Source organism: Bacillus sp. AK124 (assembly GCF_053903085.1).
The window spans coordinates 323,768-344,735 of record NZ_CP096378.1; the positions used below are offsets into that span (position 1 = coordinate 323,768).

At 46.2% G+C, this 20,968-nt stretch carries 21 protein-coding genes; 15 read left to right on the forward strand and 6 right to left on the reverse strand.

Features of this window, described 5'->3' with window-relative positions:
- Nucleotides 1–5 precede the first annotated feature (5 nt).
- Genes qoxB through qoxD form a run of 3 tightly spaced genes read left to right on the forward strand, consistent with a single transcriptional unit; the run spans nt 6 to nt 2,949 of the window.
- Nucleotides 6–1,955, forward strand: coding sequence for a cytochrome aa3 quinol oxidase subunit I (qoxB, locus tag M1E06_RS01540; protein ID WP_020453362.1), 1,950 nt, complete (start codon nt 6–8; stop codon nt 1,953–1,955).
- 14 nt (nt 1,956–1,969) lie between these two features.
- The gene (qoxC, locus tag M1E06_RS01545) at nt 1,970–2,584 is read left to right on the forward strand and encodes a cytochrome aa3 quinol oxidase subunit III (RefSeq protein WP_020453361.1); all 615 of its coding nucleotides are present in this window, start codon (nt 1,970–1,972) and stop codon (nt 2,582–2,584) included.
- Nucleotides 2,584–2,949 carry a cytochrome aa3 quinol oxidase subunit IV gene (qoxD, locus tag M1E06_RS01550; RefSeq protein ID WP_003186195.1) on the forward strand — a complete coding sequence of 122 codons (366 nt, stop codon included), beginning with the start codon at nt 2,584–2,586 and terminating at the stop codon, nt 2,947–2,949. The genes qoxC and qoxD overlap by 1 nt, the downstream gene beginning before the upstream one ends.
- 99 nt (nt 2,950–3,048) lie before the next feature.
- Here qoxD and M1E06_RS01555 read toward each other — a convergent pair whose 3' ends face one another.
- Nucleotides 3,049–3,165 carry a lariocidin family lasso peptide gene (locus M1E06_RS01555; RefSeq protein ID WP_423734433.1) on the reverse strand — a complete coding sequence of 39 codons (117 nt, stop codon included), beginning with the start codon at nt 3,163–3,165 and terminating at the stop codon, nt 3,049–3,051.
- 171 nt (nt 3,166–3,336) lie between these two features.
- Between M1E06_RS01555 and M1E06_RS01560 the strand changes: the two genes are divergently transcribed.
- The 8 genes from M1E06_RS01560 (at nt 3,337) to M1E06_RS01595 (ending at nt 12,522) form a co-directional block, all read left to right on the forward strand.
- Nucleotides 3,337–3,969: a response regulator transcription factor gene (locus tag M1E06_RS01560; RefSeq protein WP_020453360.1), complete on the forward strand. Its 633-nt coding sequence runs from the start codon at nt 3,337–3,339 to the stop codon at nt 3,967–3,969.
- Between the two features lie 359 nt (nt 3,970–4,328).
- Nucleotides 4,329–4,601, forward strand: coding sequence for a hypothetical protein (locus M1E06_RS01565; RefSeq protein ID WP_003186189.1), 273 nt, complete (start codon nt 4,329–4,331; stop codon nt 4,599–4,601).
- The gene (locus M1E06_RS01570) at nt 4,601–5,065 is read left to right on the forward strand and encodes a lasso peptide biosynthesis B2 protein (RefSeq protein ID WP_020453359.1); all 465 of its coding nucleotides are present in this window, start codon (nt 4,601–4,603) and stop codon (nt 5,063–5,065) included. The genes M1E06_RS01565 and M1E06_RS01570 overlap by 1 nt, the downstream gene beginning before the upstream one ends.
- A complete protein-coding gene (locus M1E06_RS01575; protein WP_020453358.1) occupies nt 5,062–7,062 on the forward strand; it encodes an asparagine synthase-related protein in 2,001 nt (666 codons plus the stop codon). The genes M1E06_RS01570 and M1E06_RS01575 overlap by 4 nt, the downstream gene beginning before the upstream one ends.
- Nucleotides 7,063–7,104: 42 nt before the next feature.
- The gene (locus M1E06_RS01580) at nt 7,105–9,036 is read left to right on the forward strand and encodes an ABC transporter ATP-binding protein (protein WP_020453357.1); all 1,932 of its coding nucleotides are present in this window, start codon (nt 7,105–7,107) and stop codon (nt 9,034–9,036) included.
- Nucleotides 9,030–10,838, forward strand: coding sequence for an ABC transporter ATP-binding protein (locus M1E06_RS01585; protein ID WP_020453356.1), 1,809 nt, complete (start codon nt 9,030–9,032; stop codon nt 10,836–10,838). Before M1E06_RS01580 ends, M1E06_RS01585 begins: the two co-directional genes overlap by 7 nt.
- 11 nt (nt 10,839–10,849) lie before the next feature.
- Nucleotides 10,850–11,305: a GNAT family N-acetyltransferase gene (locus M1E06_RS01590; protein ID WP_020453355.1), complete on the forward strand. Its 456-nt coding sequence runs from the start codon at nt 10,850–10,852 to the stop codon at nt 11,303–11,305.
- Nucleotides 11,306–11,322: 17 nt separating this feature from the next.
- On the forward strand, nt 11,323–12,522 hold the full coding sequence (locus tag M1E06_RS01595; protein WP_020453354.1) for a clostripain-related cysteine peptidase: 1,200 nt from the start codon (nt 11,323–11,325) through the stop codon (nt 12,520–12,522).
- A gap of 50 nt (nt 12,523–12,572) precedes the next feature.
- Here M1E06_RS01595 and ywcE read toward each other — a convergent pair whose 3' ends face one another.
- Together ywcE and M1E06_RS01605 are read right to left on the reverse strand one after the other, a co-directional pair.
- Complete coding sequence (gene ywcE, locus M1E06_RS01600; protein ID WP_020453353.1) at nt 12,573–12,833, reverse strand: spore morphogenesis/germination protein YwcE; 261 nt, start codon at nt 12,831–12,833, stop codon at nt 12,573–12,575.
- A 319-nt stretch (nt 12,834–13,152) separates the two neighbouring features.
- The gene (locus M1E06_RS01605) at nt 13,153–14,508 is read right to left on the reverse strand and encodes a YjiH family protein (RefSeq protein ID WP_023857010.1); all 1,356 of its coding nucleotides are present in this window, start codon (nt 14,506–14,508) and stop codon (nt 13,153–13,155) included.
- A gap of 278 nt (nt 14,509–14,786) precedes the next feature.
- On the opposite strand from M1E06_RS01605, the gene M1E06_RS01610 reads away from it, so the two are divergent.
- Entirely contained in the window at nt 14,787–15,971 is a 1,185-nt protein-coding gene (locus M1E06_RS01610; protein WP_023857011.1) for an FtsW/RodA/SpoVE family cell cycle protein, read from the forward strand.
- Nucleotides 15,972–16,082: 111 nt separating this feature from the next.
- Nucleotides 16,083–17,252: an FtsW/RodA/SpoVE family cell cycle protein gene (locus tag M1E06_RS01615; protein WP_023857012.1), complete on the forward strand. Its 1,170-nt coding sequence runs from the start codon at nt 16,083–16,085 to the stop codon at nt 17,250–17,252.
- A 25-nt stretch (nt 17,253–17,277) separates the two neighbouring features.
- On the opposite strand, the gene M1E06_RS01620 is transcribed toward M1E06_RS01615, so the two are convergent.
- Nucleotides 17,278–18,453, reverse strand: a complete 1,176-nt coding sequence (locus tag M1E06_RS01620; RefSeq protein ID WP_096748477.1) for a M20 metallopeptidase family protein — start codon at nt 18,451–18,453, stop codon at nt 17,278–17,280.
- A gap of 144 nt (nt 18,454–18,597) precedes the next feature.
- On the opposite strand from M1E06_RS01620, the gene nfsA reads away from it, so the two are divergent.
- Nucleotides 18,598–19,347: an oxygen-insensitive NADPH nitroreductase gene (gene nfsA, locus M1E06_RS01625; RefSeq protein ID WP_035337928.1), complete on the forward strand. Its 750-nt coding sequence runs from the start codon at nt 18,598–18,600 to the stop codon at nt 19,345–19,347.
- Nucleotides 19,348–19,375: 28 nt separating this feature from the next.
- Here the strand turns inward: nfsA and M1E06_RS01630 are convergent, their stop codons facing one another.
- Nucleotides 19,376–19,513 (reverse strand): hypothetical protein, encoded by a 138-nt coding sequence (locus M1E06_RS01630; protein ID WP_023857015.1) that lies wholly within the window; start codon nt 19,511–19,513, stop codon nt 19,376–19,378.
- Nucleotides 19,514–19,600: 87 nt separating this feature from the next.
- On the opposite strand from M1E06_RS01630, the gene M1E06_RS01635 reads away from it, so the two are divergent.
- Nucleotides 19,601–20,608: an LLM class flavin-dependent oxidoreductase gene (locus M1E06_RS01635; protein ID WP_025810610.1), complete on the forward strand. Its 1,008-nt coding sequence runs from the start codon at nt 19,601–19,603 to the stop codon at nt 20,606–20,608.
- Here the strand turns inward: M1E06_RS01635 and M1E06_RS01640 are convergent.
- A complete protein-coding gene (locus M1E06_RS01640) occupies nt 20,605–20,853 on the reverse strand; it encodes a hypothetical protein (RefSeq protein ID WP_023857017.1) in 249 nt (82 codons plus the stop codon). The genes M1E06_RS01635 and M1E06_RS01640 overlap by 4 nt on opposite strands.
- Nucleotides 20,854–20,968 lie beyond the last annotated feature (115 nt).

Below are 20,968 nucleotides of genomic sequence, written 5' to 3' on the forward strand. Positions count from 1 at the left end.
CTTGCATGAATTTGAAATGGGACGAATTCATAATTACAGGTGACCCATTAATTCTTGGAGCACAGATTTCCATTTTGCTTACATCCATTGCAATCGTATTTGTGCTGACATACTTCAAAAAATGGAAATGGCTTTGGAGAGAATGGATTACCACCGTCGATCATAAACGTTTAGGAATCATGTACCTCATTGCCGCAGTCATTATGTTTTTCCGCGGCGGTGTCGACGGGTTAATGATGCGTGCCCAGCTCACGCTTCCTAATAACAGCTTTTTAGATTCCAACCACTATAATGAAGTGTTTACGACACACGGTACGATCATGATCATTTTCATGGCGATGCCGTTTCTTATTGGATTAATGAACGTCGTCGTACCGCTCCAAATCGGTGCGCGCGATGTCGCATTCCCGTATTTGAACAACTTGAGCTTCTGGACCTTCATGGTCGGAGCGATGCTGTTTAATATTTCATTCGTCATCGGCGGATCGCCGAGTGCAGGATGGACGGCTTACATGCCGCTTGCAGGCAATGAGCTGAGTCCTGGGCCTGGGCAGAACTATTACTTGCTCGGACTTCAGATCGCGGGTATCGGTACGCTTCTTACCGGGATTAACTTTATGGTTACCATCCTGAAAATGCGTACAAAAGGCATGACCCTATGGCGGATGCCGATGTTCACTTGGACAACGCTGATCACTTGTGTGATTATCATTTTCGCCTTCCCTGTCTTGACAGTGGCTTTGGCGCTGATGACATTTGACCGCTTGTTCGGAACAGCCTTTTTCACCTTGGCGAACGGCGGTATGCCGATGCTGTGGGCGAACCTGTTCTGGATTTGGGGACATCCTGAGGTTTACATCGTTATTTTGCCTGCTTTCGGTATTTTTTCAGAAATCATTGCGACATTCGCAAGAAAGCAGCTGTTCGGCTACAAAGCAATGGTTTATTCAATTGTTGCCATTTCGGTTCTCAGCTTCGTCGTTTGGCTGCACCACTTTTTCACAATGGGCAACAGCGCGGCGGTCAACTCGTTCTTCTCGATTACGACGATGGCGATATCGGTGCCGACCGGGGTTAAAATCTTTAACTGGCTGTTGACGCTGCATCGAGGCAGAATCAAAATCACAACGCCGATGCTGTGGTCGCTTGCATTTATTCCGAACTTCGTCATCGGCGGTGTTACGGGCGTTATGCTTGCGATGGCAGCTGCGGATTATCAATATCACAACACATACTTCCTCGTATCGCACTTCCACTATGTGCTGATCGCGGGTACTGTGTTTGCATGTTTCGCCGGATTGATCTTCTGGTATCCGAAAATGTTCGGTCACAAACTGAACGAACGCATCGGAAAATGGTTCTTCTGGCTGTTCATGACGGGCTTTAACATCTGTTTCTTCCCGATGTATTTCCTTGGATTGCAAGGAATGCCTCGCCGTATTTACACATACGGAGCAGAAGACGGCTGGACTGCATTGAACATGATTGCGACATTCGGCGCATTGCTGATGGCCGCGGGATTCATCGTTCTCTGCTACAACATTTTCTACAGCTTCCGTCATTCAAAACGCGAAGAATCAGGAGATGCTTGGGGAATGGGTCGTACGCTTGAATGGGCTACATCTTCTGCGATCCCGCCGCACTATAACTTTGCGGTTCTGCCTGAGGTCACATCACCTGACGCATTTGCGCAAATGAAGGAAGACAATGTCGAGATTCATCCTGAAAGCAAGTTTAAAAAGATTCATATGCCGAGCAATTCAGGCCGTCCGTTTCTCATGTCATTATGCTTCGGATTTGCTGGATTCGGGCTTGTCTTTGAATGGTTCTGGATGGGAATCGTCGGTCTGATCGGTGTATTCCTCTGTATGATTCTTCGTTCATTTGAATATGACGACGGCTACTATGTAAGTGTTGAGGAAATAAAAGAGACTGAACGAAAGAATGCCAAGTAAAGGAGGCGGGATTGATGGAACATGCAGAACACAGCAATTCTAACGCTCCTATGGAATACCGTTCTGAAATCGGAAGGTTGAATATCCTTGGCTTTTGGATTTTTCTTGGAGCGGAGATTGCTTTATTCTCTACGTTATTTGCGACCTATGCTGTTCTTCATAACAGAACAGCGGGGGGCGTACTGCCGGCAGAACTGTTCGACGCAAAGCTCGTTTTAATCATGACGTTCCTGCTGTTAACGAGCAGTTTCACATGCGGCATCGCAGTGCATGAGATGCGCCGCGGCAGTTTGAAAGGCGTGATGATCTGGATGATCATTACCCTGTTGCTCGGTGCTGGGTTTGTCGGCTATGAGCTTTATGAGTTCAATCATTATGTACATGAAGGTGCCACTTTATCGACAAGTGCTTACTGGTCATCTTTCTTTGTTCTATTGGGAACGCACGGACTGCACGTATCGATCGGTATCTTCTGGATTATCGGCATTTTGCTTCAGACGAAAAAGCGCGGCCTAACCCCGCAAACGTCTGCTAAGCTGTTTATCTCAAGTTTGTATTGGCACTTCTTAGACGTGGTATGGATTTTCATCTTTACCGGCGTCTATTTGATAGGGTTGGTGAATGTATAATGGCAGCAAAACAATCGGCTGAACACAGCCACTTTCCTTGGAAGCATATTGTCGGGTTCGTGTTGTCCATTGTGCTGACCTTATTGGCCTTGTGGGTGATTTATACGGATTTAAGCATGGCTGCAAAGCTGTGGATTATTTTCGGTTTTGCGATCATCCAAGCTGGACTTCAGCTCTTAATGTTTATGCATATGACTGAAAGTGACAGCGGCAAAATCCAAGTCGGGAATACGTTGTTTGCCGCATTTATTGCGGTTGCGATTATTGCCGGTTCCGTCTGGATCTTCGCTGCTCACAACTATCACGGAGACAACCCTGAGGGCGGTTCTCCAGGTGCAAAACATTCTGAGCACAGCGGACATTAATTGATTGGCAAAAGGGTGCGGATTTCAACGATCCGCACTCTTTTTTGATTGCTGAACGGAAAAAGAGAGAGCCCGAGGCTCTCTCTTTCTCATACACTCTTAACCGCGTTTTACGCCGCGGCCGAATTTGCCGTCGCCCGGCTTGCTCTTTTTAGAAAGAGTAACAGTCAGGAATGTACCATAGTTTTTAACTTGGGCAGTTTCCAATTTGCGCATCTGTGTCACCTCCTTATTACTTCCAGTTGATTACATATTCATGCTATCATAGAATAAAGTGGTAAAAACCACAAAAAGGCACGAAAACCCGACATCATCCTTCAATTCTATTCATGAGGTTTTTATTGCGGTATTTGTTCGGAGGAAACTGACTTAAGGAGAGTGTTACTGATGATTCGCGTGTTGTTAGTAGACGACTACAGAGTTTTGACATCCGGAATGAAGGAAATATTAAAAAAATATAATATGGATGTCATCGTTTGCCACGAAGGAAATGAAGCTCTCGACCTCTTAAAAAATCAAGAGGTACATATAGACGTTTTTCTTTATGATTTAAAAATGCCGGGGATGAACGGGTTGGAATTGTCTCTTAAAACGCTTGAAATCGCACCTCAATCCAAAATTATCATTATGTTTTCGGGAGATGAAATCCACTCATATTTTAATAAGCTGATCGAAGCCGGCGTCAAAGGGTTTATCGATAAATCGTATACAGACAGTATGATTGCTTCGAGTATTTTATTGTGTTTAAAAGGGGCTGTGTTATTTCCCGACGGCTTGCTGCAAAAACTGAGGCTCGACTCCGATCTTGCGGTGGACGAGCATTTAACAGACACAGAACTGGATATTTTGCAGAAGGTGGCCAGCGGTAAAACAAATAAAGAGATCGCCGCGGACTTACAAATGTCGACGCGCAACGTAGAGTATCACTTAAGCAAAATCTATAAAAAGCTAAAAGTAACGTCGCGGTACTGTGCAGTAAAAAAAGGAACGATGCTTAATTTGATCAAGCAGAAAGCTTAAACAAGGTATATATTCGTTTTTCCCTGCAAAAGAGAGTCGATAGGCTCTCTTTTTCTTTTTTCCTCCGAATAAATCCCGTAATAATGGCCCATTGATACAGTTGCCTAATCATGTCGGTTTTCGGTAGTTTTTTGCGGTTTTTTTGATATTGTCCTGTGATAATCTGATTCATGTGATCAGTTGGTAAATTCAGGGGTATCATCGCGTTGCAGGCTCTTTATAAAACGCTCCAGCGCCGAGAAATAACGGCATTTACCTGGGAGTGAAAAGAACATCATGCATAAAGTGCTAAAAGAGAGCTTACCGGCTCTCTTCTCCTTTATTTTTCTGAAATCATGCATACCGGGGAGGTCTAACCTTTGAAAATTATTCGAAATCAAGAGACGGCGACAACCGTATTGGAGAATGAATGCATCGTCCTAAACCTGGACAACGGACAGTATTTCGGATTGGAAGGGGCTTTAAAAGAGCTGTGGATCGAAATTGAAAATGAACGAAAGGATAAAAAGGATATTCTGATCAAGTGGCAATCGGCGTTCGATCAGACGGAGGAAGAATTGTCAGCGATTTTAAATGAGGCGATACAGGAACTGACACATCATAAGCTGATTAAAATAGAGGATAAAAGCTGATGAAAAAGAGAGCGCCTGTCAAAAATCATGAGTATTTTACAACCGTTCATGCTTTTGTACGTATGATGCTGTTAAATCATGACTTTGAAGAAGCCTATGAAAAAATTGCGATCCATCTGTTTCCGCTGTATGCGAGCGCGCAGCAAAGAGGTGCAGGGCTGCTTGATACAGACGAACTGCACCGCCACGGCGAATATTTGTATTCGCTTGATGAAGACGACCATTTAGTTACTTCATGCGTTTCTATCGCATTGACAATTCAATCTATTTTATTCAGCAATGGGTCTGATGCCGATCTCGTGATCGGTGTCAAGAAAATCGATGACAAGCTGTTTTCTCATGCTTGGGTTCAAATGGAAAACGGCAATTCAATTGACCCGAATCATAAAAATAAGAATTTAAAAGTTTTACAGACGTATAAGATGAGCGCTTATGCTGAAAGGTGGGTGTTATCTCTAGTATGAAAATATGGTTTGGAATGCAGGGAGACAACACCGCTTTATGGCAAGAGTGGGTTTCCGCCGTCAAGAAATGGGGATGGGCGGAACGGATTCACAGCTACAGCTGCGGGATCGCAAACATGGCTGAAGCGCATATCCGATACGATGAAGCTTTTAGACCTTCTACTCAAATAAATCTTTTGCACCCCGTGATCTTAGACGGCTGGATCAGCGGCGGTCTTAACGCAAAATCGGATGGCACCCGAAAGATTGAGCAATATGACAAGCTGTACGCATCATTGAAGCAGGACAAAGCAGCCATGCTGTCTCACTCGCATGGCGAGTTTACAATGATGTGGTGGGATGACAGTCTGCATAGCCTTGTTTTAGCGACAGATACATACGCAACCCGTCCAGTTTACTACTGGGTCAGTCCGAAAGGAGAATGGTTTGCAGCGAATGACATGCGCATCCTTTTGCTTGTTCATGATATTCCTTTTATCATCGATCAAGATGTGTGCAGAATGTTTCCCACTTCAGGCTTCGCTGTGGGAGAAAACGGCTTTGAAGATCGGACGTTTTTCAAAGGAATACGCAAAGTGCCTGCGGCCTCCTACGCTTTTCTCGGCAGGGATCATGCGGTTCACGTGCATAGCTATTGGGGACTTCCGCAGCTGTTAAACGAAAAAGATCTTGCAGGAGATGCTGTTCCGCGGTTCCGGGAGCTTCTTCAGGAAGTGACAGCAGATCGTTTAAAAGATCAAAAGCATATTGTCGAATTAAGCGGCGGACTGGATTCAGCTGCCGTAACCGCCGCCGCAATCGCAGGCGGATGCAAGGAACAGCTGCTGGCCGTCAACATATCATTCGCCGATCCCGACATGATTTTAAGCCATGACAGGGACCTTGTGAAAAATATGATGCGAGATATGGACATCCCCGGCCTGATCATTCTTGGAGACGCTACAGCCAAAATTCCTAACGCGGAAATCGGGCGTGATCCGCTTTGGTTTGTAGACGGTCCTGATCCGAGAGCCAATTCACTGGTTAATGAGACTTTTACAGTGATCGCTGAGGAGTATGGTGCTTCGTCTGTTCTTACAGGTGAGGGCGGGGATTTCATTTTTAGCGGAGAAGTGTCAGTGATCGATTCCTTGCTTCGGCAGAGACGGTTTTCTGAAATCTACAAATTGCTTCGCGAATGGTCAGGCGGCAGCGTGAAAGAGATGCTGAAACTCGGATTTCAATACGGAACCGCCCCTTTCATGCCTTATATTGGCGAAAAGCTCTATTACGACCTCCTATGGTCAGATACGGAATATGAGCTGCCTGAATATTTTACTGAAGAACACCGAAAGAGAGAACGGGAGATCAATAAGGAAGATCATCTTCGCTATCGAAAAAGCCGGGAGCTCTCAGTGTGGGGCAAGAGGTTTCATTATGACTTTTTGTGGCCGAGAGCGAGGTACATGGATGCTGTGGGTGTGACATTGCCTACGTACCATCCGTTTTTGGATCGGCGGCTGATCGAATTTTCATTTTCCGTACCGCCTGAACAGCATTTTGATGTTTTAAAAGGGCTTGAAGAACATTATGCTGGCTCTAAAATGCTTCTTCGCAAATCTTTCACCGATATCCTGCCGTCCTATGTATATAACAGATCAACGAAAACAACATATGCCCATATGGCAAGGAAAAGCTTTATGAATGACCGCAGACACGTCCTTCAGCTTTTTGAACCGGGGGAGCGCGTCTTCGTTGAAGAACTCGGTATCATTAAGCGCGATATATGGTGGAAACACTTGCTGGCTATGGCTATCCGCTCTGAAGATCCAAATAATGATCTGGGCATGGGCTATCAGTACATGAGATCTGTCATTGACTTGGAAATATGGCTCAGGGAAGCATCCAAGGGAAAGGAGCACCTTCTCGATCGGAGCCGTCCGGGAAAACCAAGGGTCATGGCTGATATCGAAACCGTCAATACGCCGGAGAAAGCCAAAATATACTCGTATCAATGACCACAATAGGTAAAGAAAATGAAGGTGAAGCATGTGTGGAAGATGAAGCATATCCAAGAGCCGCTGGAAACGGCGGGCCTGCTTGGAAAAATGGTCTGGAAATCCGGCCCGTGGCTGATGATTTGCATGGTTTCCTTCATGCTGATCGAAGCCGGAGCCCCTTTAATCCAATTGTACGCTTCAAAGCAAATGATCGACGGCATTGTCGAGCAGGAAGCCGTCATCCATGCTGAAATATGGGCTGTCATTTATGCGGGAAGCTTAGTCATGATCAGTGTCGTTAAATCATTGGAAAAATGGGTAAAGGCCATGCTTTCTGAGAAATCGATGATCACAGTCAACAGTTTGTTAATCGACGCTTTTGACCGCATTCCGGGGATGCGTTTTTTTGAGGATCCAAAGTACAGGGACCGGCTGGAAACGCTGCGGGATCGTTCGACATGGCTTCCTTCCCAATTCATTAATATCAGTTCCAACTTGGTGACTGCCATTATGTCTTTGGCGGGCGTCGTTTTGATCATCGCCTATCTGTCGCCCGTCCTTGCTCTCATCCTTATTTTGTCTACCGCTCCATTCGCTTTTGTCCATAATCATTATAATGAATTGGAGTGGGAATATCACAAGGATTACGCCCCTGTCAGAAGGAGAGCCGCATATGCGCGCCACATTCTGCTCGGAAGACGATCCGCTAAAGAAGTACGCCTGTTTGGCCTGGGGTCTTTCTTTCTTAATTTATATCAATCTGCTTTTAAAGGCTTATATTCTGTGCTGCGGAATATTCAAGTCAGAAGCTCGCGCTGGTCGGTTTTAACGGGTTTCTTATCTGGGGCGGGAACGGGTTTGGGGTACTTTTGGATTCTGTCCCAATCCCATTCAAGCAGTTTTTCTGTGGGGGATATATCGCTGTACTTGGGAGCTGTGTTTCAATTATCAACGGCTCTCCGGGATATCGCCAAGGAAGGTGCAGACACGTTGGATATATGGAGAATGGGAAGAGACTTTTTTCTTTTTATGAACGCTGAAAAGGATATCAGGCTTCCTTCCAATGGCGAATCTCTCGAAGAAGAAGGACCGCTGGCAGTCGAATTCAAAAATGTAACCTTCCGCTATCCTTTCAGAGAAGCGGCTGCGTGCACCCAGGTAAATGAAGCTGATGCGGATGCAGATGAGGAAGATTTGGATATGTTCGATGAGCTTGGGGATGAAGAGCTGGGGGAACACGACGAGCAGCCTGAATCAGATGACATGCGTACAGGCGATGTTCTGAATCGAATCAGCTTTTCAGTATCACCGGGCGAAAGAATTGCCATTGTAGGGGCGAATGGATCGGGGAAAACAACGCTCATCAAACTGCTCTGCCGTTTTTATGAATATGATGAGGGTGAGATTAAAGTGAACGGCAAAGACATCCGCCAGGTCGATCTTCAAGAGCTGAGAAACAGGATGGCGGTCGTGTTTCAGGAGTTTGGCAAGTACGAATTGTCATTCCGGCACAATATCGCGATAGGCCGCACGGAAGCTTTAGGTGATGAGGAAAAAATTCGCGCCTCAGCCCGGGCTGCCAAGCTGGAACCGATGATCGAGGATTTGCCTGAAGGGCTGGAAACGATGATCGGCCCTGAATGGGGCGGTACCGATTTTTCTGGAGGCCAATGGCAGCGGATTGCTTTAGCCAGATCGTTTATGAAAGATGCCGGACTTGTCATATTGGACGAGCCTGCCGCAGCCTTGGATATTCGGGCTGAGTATGATATTTTCCGGCAGTTTCACAGCTTCACAGAGGGGAAAACGGTGATCATGATTTCCCACCGGTTCAGTACGGTAAAAATGGCTGACCGCATACTGGTTTTGAAAAACGGAAGAATCGCGGAAGAGGGAAGCCATCAGGAACTTATGGACAAGAACGGGGAATACAGCAGAATGTTCCGCATGCAGGCCAAATCGTTTCAAGGGAGGGACGAGGTATATTGCTGAAGTTTTATTCTTTTTTCAAAAAGCTGCCTCAAACCGCTTCCATCATATTTTACGGATTAATGTTGTTTTGGCGCTGCGACCCTTTTAAGTCGGCGGTTCTGTTTATGATCACTTTGCTGGGTGCTATGCTCGGGCCGCTCCTCGTCTGGCTGAGCGCAGAGGTGATCGATGAGATTGCACGGGCGCCGTTTGAGCTGTCTTCTTGGAATACACTGGTCTGGGCGGCCTTTGCATACATTGCTTTTACACTGATCGTAGATGCCCTTCAGCCTGTGGCCGAAATGCAGAAAAGGCTCCTTACCGCCAAGCTCGAAGCTTATCTTGATGAAATGCTCATGAAAAAGGCAATTTCCATTCCTGATATCGCGGCTTTTGAAGACGCATCTTTTCATACCAATACACAAATCATCCGCTATAATGAATATTTTGTCACGATGTGGGTATCCATCGTGTCTCAAACCTTTGGCGGAATGGTGATGATTGCAGCCAGCAGTTTGTTGATTGGCATGTCTGCACCTTGGGTGCCGCTGCTGTTTCTCATATTGGCCGTTCCAAAGCTGTACTGGGAGGCGAAATTAAACAACGCGACCTTTGAAGGACGAAAAGAGGTTCAGGAGCTGAGGCGGCGCGCGGAATATTATGCAGGTGTCCCTCTCATGTCTGAAACAGCCGGAGAGGTTAAGATATACAATCTTGTTCCTTTTTTTAAATCTTTTTATAAAAACACCTCGATGGAGCTCCTCCATACGCTGTCCAACGATCAAAAAAAACTGGCGCTGTATCAGCTGTTCTGGTCGGTATTACAATCTTTGGCCGCAGGTGCCGTCCTGATTTACATCGTGCACCAGGCTTTTTATGGTCGGTTGTCCATCGGGGATGTGATGCTGTTTATCGGAGCCGCGGTTCAGTTCAACGAAGGAATCAATGAAATGTTCGCTGCGTTTGCGATCGGTGCAAGAGAAACGAGGCACCTCGGAAATGTTCATTCTTTTTTAAACAGCAAAAATGCCATGGAAAATGGAGATACCGCTCCAGCTGCTCAAAAGGAAAAAGGATTTACATGTGATCGAGTGGAATTTTCTTATGATGGAACCAAAACGGTTCTTGATATTCATAAGCTCGATATTCCATTGAATAAGACGACCGTTCTCGTAGGAGAAAACGGATCAGGCAAAAGCACACTCGTTAAATTGCTCCTGCGTTATTTTGATCCCAATCAAGGCGCGATCTCGTATAATGGTTTACCGCTTCATAAGTATGATATTGAACATTACCGGTTAAATGCCGCGGCTGTGTTTCAAGATTTTTTGCGGTACGAAATGACATTGAAATACAATATCGGTCTCGGCGACATTTCTTCATGCACCGACTTGGCCAAAATAAAAAGCGCTTCGGCCTTCGGCGGAGTGGATCAGTTTTTGCATAAGCTTGAAGACGGTTATGAAACAGAGCTTGGCAGATTGTTCGGCGGCAGGAATTTGTCGGGGGGAGAATGGCAGCGAGTCGCCATATCCCGCGCGTTTATGCGTGATGAGTCTGCCGACATTTTGATATTTGATGAACCTTCTTCTGCGCTGGATGTATTTATTGAGGAAGAGATATTTGATAAGCTGCAAAAGCTGACGCAAGGCAAAACAGTCATTATCGTCTCCCACCGGTTAAGCACGGCCCGTTTTGCCGATCACATCGTATTTTTAGAAAAAGGAAGGGTAGCGGAGGCCGGCACCCATCAAGAATTGATGAAAAATCAGGCCCAGTATGCAGAGCTGTATCGCCTGCAGGCTGAAAAATACGCGCAGTAAAGGAGAAAACAATGAGCAATATAGAAGAACTTCGTCTGTTTCGAAAAGAAGATATTGAATGGCTGCAGACCTGGTTTGAGGATGCAGAGGTGAAAAGGCGGCTGGAAGGGATGATGCCACTTGACGAGTGGTTCAATTTTACAGACGGGAATGAAAACTACCAGGTATGGGCGGCTTTAAAGGAAGGCAAGCCCGTCGGTGCTGTCATGGTTGAGGTTGAGGAAGATTCGACCGGGAACATTGCCCTTTTAGTCGATCCGTTGTTGCGCGGAGGGGGACACGGAAAAGCGCTCATCAAAAGGACGATGGCATTGCCGGAAATGAGCCGGATCAACAAATGGTTTGCCGGAATTGAAGAGGATAACAAGAGTTGCTTAGCGTGCTTCCGATCCGTCGGATATTCATTGGAACACGATCAGCCGGATGAGGACGGCTACTACTCTCTTATTTATTTCCCGGAATCTTAAATAAGGAGCATAAGAAGATGAACTTGATCAAATGGATTGTTTTTTCCGTTGTTTCAGTCGCCTTTTTTCAGCCGGCATCAGCTGCTCTATTAAAAGAAAAGGATGACTATACCATTCTTGTATATATGATTGGATCTGACATGGAAAGCGATTTTCATATGGCAAGCGATGATATTCAGGAAATGATGGATGCCGGTTCATCTTCAAACGTCAATGTCGTTCTTCAGACAGGGGGAGCTAAGAAATGGGCGAACCCGTCAATCAGTCACAAGGTGAATCAGAGGTGGAAAGTCGAACATCAGAAGCTGGCGCCCCTCGAAAATATCGGGAAGACAAATATGGACAGTCCCGGCTCCCTCACAGATTTTATCACATGGGGAGTCAAAACATACCCGGCTAAAAAATATGTATTGATCTTCTGGGGGCATGGGCTTGGTTCGGTTGACGGCTACGGGGGAGACGAAAACTTCGGCAATAAAAAAATGAAAATAAGCGAGCTCCAGTCGGGAATCAAAAAGGCCTATGAACACACGAAGCAAAAGTTTGATTTAATAGGTTTTGACAACTGCAAAATGGCCGGAATTGAAACGGCATATGCCTTGAGGGGTTATGGAAAGTACATGCTGGCTTCAGTCGACTATACGAATCAAAACGGCTGGGATTACAAAAGGGCGCTGCAGTCTGTACAAGACGACCCTTCAATCGATCCGAAAGAGCTTGGCAGGGAAATCGCTGCAGGCTACATACAGCAGTCAAAAGAAAACGGTGAAACAGAAGACCTGCAGCAGTCTTTCATTCAATTGAACCGTGTCAAAGACGCTGTCGATGCCCTCGACAGATTGAGCTTAAGCATGAACCGGGCATTGAAAGAGCCGGATGGAAAGCGCCTGCTCCACTACGCACGTCTCGCTGCCGAAGATTATGCAGATGAATCGGATATGGTTGATTTGGCGGATCTGTCAAGCTTGATCGGTCAGCAGATCGGAGCCGAAAAAGAAGCAAAAGAGGTCGTAAAATCTGTCAAGAAGGCTGTCATCATGAACATCAAGTCTCCGGAGCACCCGAGAGGAAGCGGCATGTCCGTTTATTATCCGGCCAAAGACAACCAGAAGCGGTTTGCGGAAAAATCAAACATATACAACCTGCTTGATTTCAGCGGCCGGTATCAAACATTCATCAAAGATTACTCCCATTCAGCATTTAACTTTGATCTATAATGGTGTCTCTTACAGCAAAAAAAGCGCCGGCGAAAATACCGGCACTTTTTTTATCGGCTCATGTGCTTTCGAATCAATGGGAGTCCGTAAATGATGAAAGCGGCGACATGGGCGATGACAACGTTGAGAATAAAGAGTACGATCATGAGAGAGTGTCCTGTAGGAGAGAGGCTGCTGGTCATATAGAAAAAGAAAAATACCCACATTAAAATGATTGGCGGAATAGAAGAAATTGCTACCTTTTTGTTGTCCAGCCATAAAAATAAAGGAGTGGCGCTTGCAATCAGCAAGTAAGCGAAAAACATATCCATGCATTTTCAGCCCCTTTCAATAATGATAGCGCTGCCAAAAAAGCGGAATAAAACGACAATTGTGTCTAATTGGAGAATATTTTGTGAACATTCTGTTACATTTATTATACCACGTTCTTCGAAAAATGATACATACTGGAAAGCATTTTCCGCTCCAACTATCGGCTCAATTTTCGCGGTGATTCAGTAGGACATAAAGGGTGAAGGGGAGAAGAAGTAGACAGGCTGGACCGCACGATAAGGCCGCAGACCCCTTGGATCAACGACTTTTTCTAAACAAAAAAGGCCCTCGGCATGGCGCCGGGAGCCTCTTATTTGTCTAAAAAATAAAGTGGGCGCACAGTACGATGACAGGCAGCGTAATCAGCGTCCGAACGAGAAAAATCAAGACGAGGTCAAGGAATGTCACCGGAATTTTGGAACCGAGCAAAAGACCGCCGACTTCCGACATGTAGATTAATTGTGTAACCGATAAACAGGCGATGATGAACCTGGTCATTTCACTTTCAATCCCGCTTCCGAGCACAGACGGAAGGAACATGTCGGCGAACCCGACGACAAGCGTTTGTGAGGCCTCGGCGGCTTCAGGAACCTGGAGCAGTTCGAGCAGGGGAATGAACGGCAGCCCGAGCCATTTGAAAACAGGTGTATATTCAGCGACAATCAGTGCGGCTGTGCCGAGCGCCATGACGACGGGAGCGACGCCCATCCACATATCGAGCACGTTTTTGGCTCCGTCCTGCAAGAAATCTTTGACGCTTGTATTTTGTTTTGCTTTTGCGACAGCCCGGCTGAGTCCCCATTGGAATGGAGTGTATCCTTCGGGAATCTCCTCTTGATCCTGATCCGCTTGGTCTGTAATATAAGTATCAGCCTTTCTTGATAAAGGCGGAATCCGCGGGCTGATCACCGCGGCTGCGGCACCCGCCAGCAATATCGTCAAATAAAACGGAACGAACATATGGGCAAGGTCAACCTGTGAAATAATCACGAGGCAAAACGTGATGGAGACGACTGAGAAAGTCGTGCCGATGACGGCGGCCTCACGCTTCGTGTAGAACCCTTCTTCATACTGTTTGCTTGTCAGGAGCACGCCGATCGTGCCGTCGCCGAGCCATGAGGCCATACAATCGATCGATGACCGTCCCGGCAGCTTAAAGACAGGTCTCATCAGCTTTTTCATCAAAGCGCCGCACAGCTCAAGCAAGCCGAAGTTCAACAGAAACGGCAGAAACAGGCCTGCAAATAAAAAGACGGAGAAGAGAACGGGCAGCAAGCTGAATAATAATGTTCCGCCTGTACTCTTGGCATATACCGCTTCAGGGCCGATCTTAAAGTATGCCATCACTGCGAAAATCATGCCGAACAGGCGGACGATATACCAAAATAAAGATACATTCAGCAAGTTATAGAAAAACTCGCTTTTTTTAATGAAAGCCGGATGAAAGGTTTTGGTGATAAAGGTTAAGATAAATGTTGCGGTTACGATGACCGTCATGATTAACGGCAATTGCTGCTGAAGCAGCTTCTGCAATGCATTTGAAAAGACAGCAATTGGAATCGTTAAATTTCCTTCGATTTTAACGGGAATCATAAACAGAATAATTCCGATAAGCGAAGGGACCAAAAATTTTATGAGATCAAGCCGTTTACGCTTTTGAAGTGCTTTATCCAAATGAAAAACTCCTTATGAATTGGTGATTCTGTATCGCTTCTGCCGGAGGCAAAAGTTTAATTTTATGCAACATTACTCATTTTAATACAAATCAATCAAAAATCAATGAATTTATCACATTCGACAATAGTTGGAAAAATCCTTTAAAATAGAATAGGAATTTGTTCGCAATAAAATCGAAACATTTTATTCTTTTGTACGTCATATCATTTGTGAGGAAGCGGATGCCGTCTTCCTGGATTATTTCATCGTGTCATATTATAAGGGCGGGATTTCGAATGAGTCAGAAAAAGAATATTACAAATCCCTTTTATCAGGGGGATTTGATTTTTGTCTATATTGTCTTTTTTATCATAAGCGTTGTGGCTGTGTACGCCGCTCAGCAGTTTAATCAATATAATGAACCCTTTGCGATGAAACAGTCCCTTTACTATTTGCTGGGGGCCTTTATCATCATCGTGTTTCTTTATTTTGATTTGGAGCAGCTTGAAAAGCTCAGCTTTTATTTTTATCTGCTCGGGATTTTGATGCTGATCGTGTTAAAGTTCAGTCCGGCATATATCGGATCATACAGGTTTGCGCCGGTTATCAACGGTGCCAAAAGCTGGTTTATGCTTCCCGGGTTTACGCTGCAGCCGTCGGAATTCATGAAAATCGGGCTGATCATGTATTTGGCTTCCTTCATGTCGAAAAACGGGCCTGTCGGCAAGCGTACGTTGAAAGAAGACTGCATCTTTCTGCTGAAAATCGCCGGTATTATCATTGTTCCGTTCGGCTTGATTTTAGAACAGGATACGGGTACAGCCGGAATCGTCGCGTTTGTCATTCTTGTGATGGTATTCCTGTCGGGCGTGAACTGGAAATTGATTTCTCTCATCTTCGGAACGGGTCTTACAGTCATTGTTTTGATTTTGTTTGTCATTATCAAATTTCCCGATGTCGCGGGAGCACTCGGGGTTGAACAATACCAAATCAACCGCGTCATGACCTGGGTCAATCCGAGCGAACAGAATGCCGACGATAAAATGCAGGTCGAAAGGGCGCAGCTGGCGATCGGTTCGGGGAAAGTATTTGGAAATGGTGTAAGCGATCTTCAAGTCTATGTACCTGAGGCGCAAACAGACTTTATTTTTGCCGTCATCGGCGAGAGCTTCGGGTTTGTCGGATGCACTTTTGTTGTCATTATGTTTTTCTTCCTAATTTACCGGCTTGTCGTGCTCATCGACCGAATACATCCGTTCAGCAGGTTTGCCTCATTTTTCTGTGCGGGCTTTACCGCTTTAATTGTCATTCATACCTTTCAAAATATCGGAATGAATATCGGCATTATGCCCGTGACCGGCGTCCCGCTGCTTTTGGTCAGCTATGGAGGAAGCTCAGTCGTAGCAACCTTGATCGGCTTCGCGGTTGTCTACAATTCAAGCTGCCAGTTAACAAAGTATCAAAGCTATATGTTCAAATAACAGCCTGATGCATGCAGGCTGTTATTTTATTCACCCTTTTTCGCAATGTGAACGGTTGTTCATGTTATAATGAAAGTTAGTGCTTTTGATGAAGAAATAAGGCGGGGTACAATGGGTCAGAAGAAAAATACGACAAGTCCCTATTATCAGGGAGATTTGATTTTTATATTAGCTATGTTCTTTTTAATCAGTGTGATCGCTGTTTACGCTGCAGAGCCGTCTTTTTCACTGAAGGGCTATCCGGCAAAGCAATTGTTCTTTTATCTGCTCGGCATTTCGGTGATCGTCGGCTTTCTCTATTTTGATCTGGAGCAGCTTGAAAAATTCAGCATATACATATATCTATTCGGCATCTTGTCATTGATCGTGTTAAAGTTCAGTCCAACGTCGATCGCACCGATTATCAAAGGAGCGAAAAGCTGGTTTCAATTTGGTTCGGTCACGCTGCAGCCGTCGGAATTTATGAAAATCGGCCTGATTATGATGCTGGCTTCGGTGATTTCCAAAGCAAGTCCGAAAGGCTCGCGCTCGATGCAGGAGGATGTTCACCTTTTGCTGAAAATCGCAGGGGTATCTGCGGTTCCGGTCGGTTTGATTTTAATGCAGGACGCCGGTACGGCCGGTATCTGCATGTTCTTTGTCGCCGTTATGGTGTTTTTATCAGGTGTGAACTGGAAGCTGATTTCGATTGTGGCGGGGTCAGGAATCACCCTCGTACTGCTCGTTCTGTTTTTGGTGATCAATTTTCCGGAGTTTTCGAAGGATACGCTGCACATCCAGCAATATCAGATCAACCGGGTGATGACATGGGTCGATTCGAGCCAGCAGGACGCGAACGATACGTATCAGACCGAAAAGGCCGTTACGGCGATCGGCTCTGGAGAAATCTTCGGAACGGGTATGAACAATTTGAAAGTCTACGTTCCTGAAGGCCAAACCGATTTCATCTTTGCCGTCATCGGGGAAAGTTTCGGTTTTATTGGCTGTACTTTTGTCGTCATCCTGTTTTTCCTTTTCATTTACCGGCTTGTCGTGCTGATCGATAAGATACATCCTTATAATAAGTTTGCGTCATTTTTCTGTGTTGGGTATACGGCGCTGATCGTCATCCATACATTCCAAAATATCGGAATGAACGTCGGACTGATGCCGGTTACGGGCGTTCCCCTTCTGTTCATCAGCTACGGAGGGAGCTCTGTGTTGTCTGCTTTGATCGGCTATGCGATCGTTTATAACGCCAGCTGCCAGCTGACAAAATATAAAGGGTATATGTTTAAGTAAAAAAGACAGCCGAATCAGGCTGTCTTTAATCTTGGTTTAAAAATGCGAGAGCTGCCGACACAAGAATTTTCGCCGCGTTCAGCATGCCTTTTTCATCGATATCAAACAGCGGGTGATGGTGCGGGTAAACGGCTCCAGTCTGCGGATTGCCCGCGCCGGTAAAAAAGAATGATCCAGGGACATGTTCTAGATAATAAGAGAAATCTTCGCCGATCATATTCGGTTCGAGTTCGATGACGGCTTCAGGGCCGACGATTCGTTTGGCACATTGGCGGACGATGTCCGTTTCTTTTTCATGGTTGACGACAGGCGGGTAGCCTTTTTCATAATCGAGTGAAAATGAAGCGCCGTTGCTGTCGCAGACGCCCTTGATGACGCGTTCCATCTCGGCGATGATCGTCTCTTGGACATGCTTTGAAAAGGTGCGGACTGTTCCTTCAATGACCGCTTCTTCGGCGATGACGTTAAACGCCTGGCCTGAATGAAACGTTCCGATCGACAAGACGGCTGCTTCCGTCGGATCGATTCTGCGGCTGACGATTTGCTGGAGATGGTTGACGACTGAGGCTCCTGTTATTAAAGCATCTGTCGTTAAGTGAGGCGCGCCTCCGTGTCCGCCCCGCCCGGATATCGTGACTTTAAATTTATCAGCGGCTGCCATCATCGGGCCTGATGTAACACCGACTTGACCGACGGGCATCGGAGCCCAGATGTGGGTGCCGAAAATGGCATCCACGCCTTCGAGACAGCCGGCTTCAATCATCGGTTTGGCGCCGCCTGGTGTGACCTCTTCACCGAATTGATGGATCAGCACGACATTTCCTTTCAAGTCTTTTTGATGCTTTGCCAGGGCTTTTGCGGCTGTGAGGAGAGCCGACGTGTGAGCATCGTGTCCGCAAGCGTGCATGACGCCGGGGACAGTTGACCGGTACGGAACATTTTTTTGATCCTGTAATGGCAGAGCGTCGAAATCGGCTCTCAAGGCGACCGTCTTGCCGGGGCGGCCGCCTTTAATATGACCGATGACCCCTTGGCCGCCGACATTTGTTCTCACGTCAATCCCGAGGTTTTCCAAGTAATTTGCAATGGTGCGCGGTGTATTGACCTCGCGGTGGGAAAGCTCCGGATATTGGTGAAAATGTCTCCTGAGTTCGATCATTTCCGGATATAATGCATCTAATTCTTCAATTACGGACTTCACCGTCATCTCCCTTTCCGCTTCAAAAATTGTAAGACGATTCTATCATTTTACCATATGAAATTGAATCCATCTGCAGTCCGCCAAACCGTTTTGCTTTAGGGAAAAGCAGATATTGGATATGATAAAGGTTGAGGAGGTAAAAGGATGAATAAAACGATTGAAACTATTTTAAATCACCGTTCGATCAGGTCTTTTACAGATCAGCTCCTGACCGAAGAAGAGGTTCGCCTGCTTGTGGAGAGCGCTCAAAGCGCATCGACGTCCAGCTATATTCAAGCTTATTCAATCATCGGTGTCACCGACCCGGACAAGAAGCGCAAGCTTGCGGAATTGGCCGGAAATCAGCCATATGTTGAAAAAAACGGCCATCTGTTTGTATTTTGCGCAGACCTTTACCGGCATGACAAAATGGCCCGGGAAAAGGGTGTAGATATCACAGCTTCTCTTGAAGGGACGGAGACCTTTATGGTCAGCGTCATCGATGCAGCTCTTGCCGCTCAAAATATGTCAATAGCGGCCGAATCAATGGGCCTCGGCATCTGCTATATCGGCGGGATTCGCAATAACTTGAACGAAGTCTCCGGGCTTCTGGAAACACCTGAATACGTTCTGCCGCTGTTCGGGCTTGTCGTCGGCCATCCGGCCAACCTGTCGGATAAAAAGCCGCGTCTGCCGTTTGATCACATTTATCATGAAAATGCCTATCAAGCGGACGATGCCGAGTTTAAAAAACATATGTCCGCATATGACGAAACGATTTCAAACTATTATCAAAAGCGGACAGACGGCAAACGGTCTGACAAATGGACAGACCAGATCACCGGCAGCCTCAAAAAGCCGCCGCGTGCGTATATGAATGAATTCGTTAAAGGAAAAGGTTTGAACAAAAGGTAAGGAACGTCCCCTCCGACTCGGAGGGGACTTATCTTGTCAGCATGTATTGAAGAAAAAGATAAAACATCAGCCAAAAGGGAAGACTGAAAAGGATTCCGAATAAACAGCCTTTTGCAAAGCGTTCTTCTACGACTGGCGGGTGCGTTTTTTGCTTCGTCTCATTCATCAGTATTAGGAGCTCCTTTAGGTTTATCCATGATACTATTATTTCTTTTTGCGCAGGAAAAGTAAACGAAGACTTGGGGTGAAAAAGATGTTGTCATTAAGCATACTTGATCAGACTCCCGTTTCTGAAGGAAGCACACCTGAACAGGCTTTACAGCATACGGTGGAGCTCGCGCAAGCGGCGGAGCGCCTCGGATACAAGAGATTTTGGGTTTCCGAGCACCATTTTTCAAGAAACTTGGCAGGATCAAGTCCGGAGGTTCTGATCGGTTATCTTGCGGCTAAAACAGAGAAGATCCGTATAGGATCCGGCGGCGTCATGCTTCCCCATTACAGCGCCTACAAGGTGGCAGAAAACTTCCGCGTCTTGGAAGGACTTGCGCCCGGAAGGATTGATCTCGGTGTCGGACGTGCTCCGGGAGGGATGCCGATCGCTTCCATGGCTCTTCAAAATGGAGGAAGACGGATGACTGACCAATATCCCGAACAAATTCAGGATCTCGTCACATATTTACACGATCAAGCCGATGAACACCACCGCTTTCCCAACTTGATCGCATCGCCGAACGTGGCCGCAGCGCCCGCTGTCTGGCTGCTCGGCTCCTCAGGGGAAAGCGCGAGGCTTGCCGCCCAAACAGGGGCATCGTATACATTTGCCCAATTTATTAACGGCGAAGGCGGAGAAGAGGCGGCCAGACTTTACAAAGAGAGGTTCGAACCTTCTGTATTGGGTGAACAGCCAAACGTGATCATTGCTGTATTTGTGATTTGCGCTGAGACAGAAGAGAAAGCGGAGAACCTTGCAAAAAGCTTGGATTTCTCTTTATTAGCCAATGAACAGGGGATAGTGACCGAAGGCTTTCCATCATTGGAAACGGCGCTGTCATATCAATATTCTCCTTATGAAAGAAAGAGAGTGGAAGACAATCGAAAACGGATGGTCATCGGGACGCCGCGGCAGGTGAAGGAACAGCTGCTTGAACTGGCCGGCGCTTACGGAACGGATGAAATCATGGCGGTGACGATCACCCACGATTTTCAAGACAGGCTGGAATCTTACCGGCTGCTGGCCGAAGCGTTTCATCAGTCAATTTAACGTTTTTGCTGAAAAAAATCGAGAAAATGGCGGATCGGGAAAAGAATAAACAGAATGCATATGTATAAAGCGGTAAACAGCCAGCTGAGCGGAACGAGGATGACGGTATCGACGGTTTGCTCCGTTGCTTTTTGAAAAGGCTTGGGCTCGCGCTTCTGCAGGTTGACGGCGAAGTACAAAATCGTGAAAAATATAAAGCAGACAATAAGGAAGGATAAGCCGAATAATACGATAAAAGAAAGCATATATACGATGTCCTCCGATTGCTTTTTTCACGTTTTGAAGAGAAGGGAGAGCTTCTCCTGAACGCATTATCCGTATTTTAACATATAAAAGCCTTGTTGAGTGGTTCTCAACAAG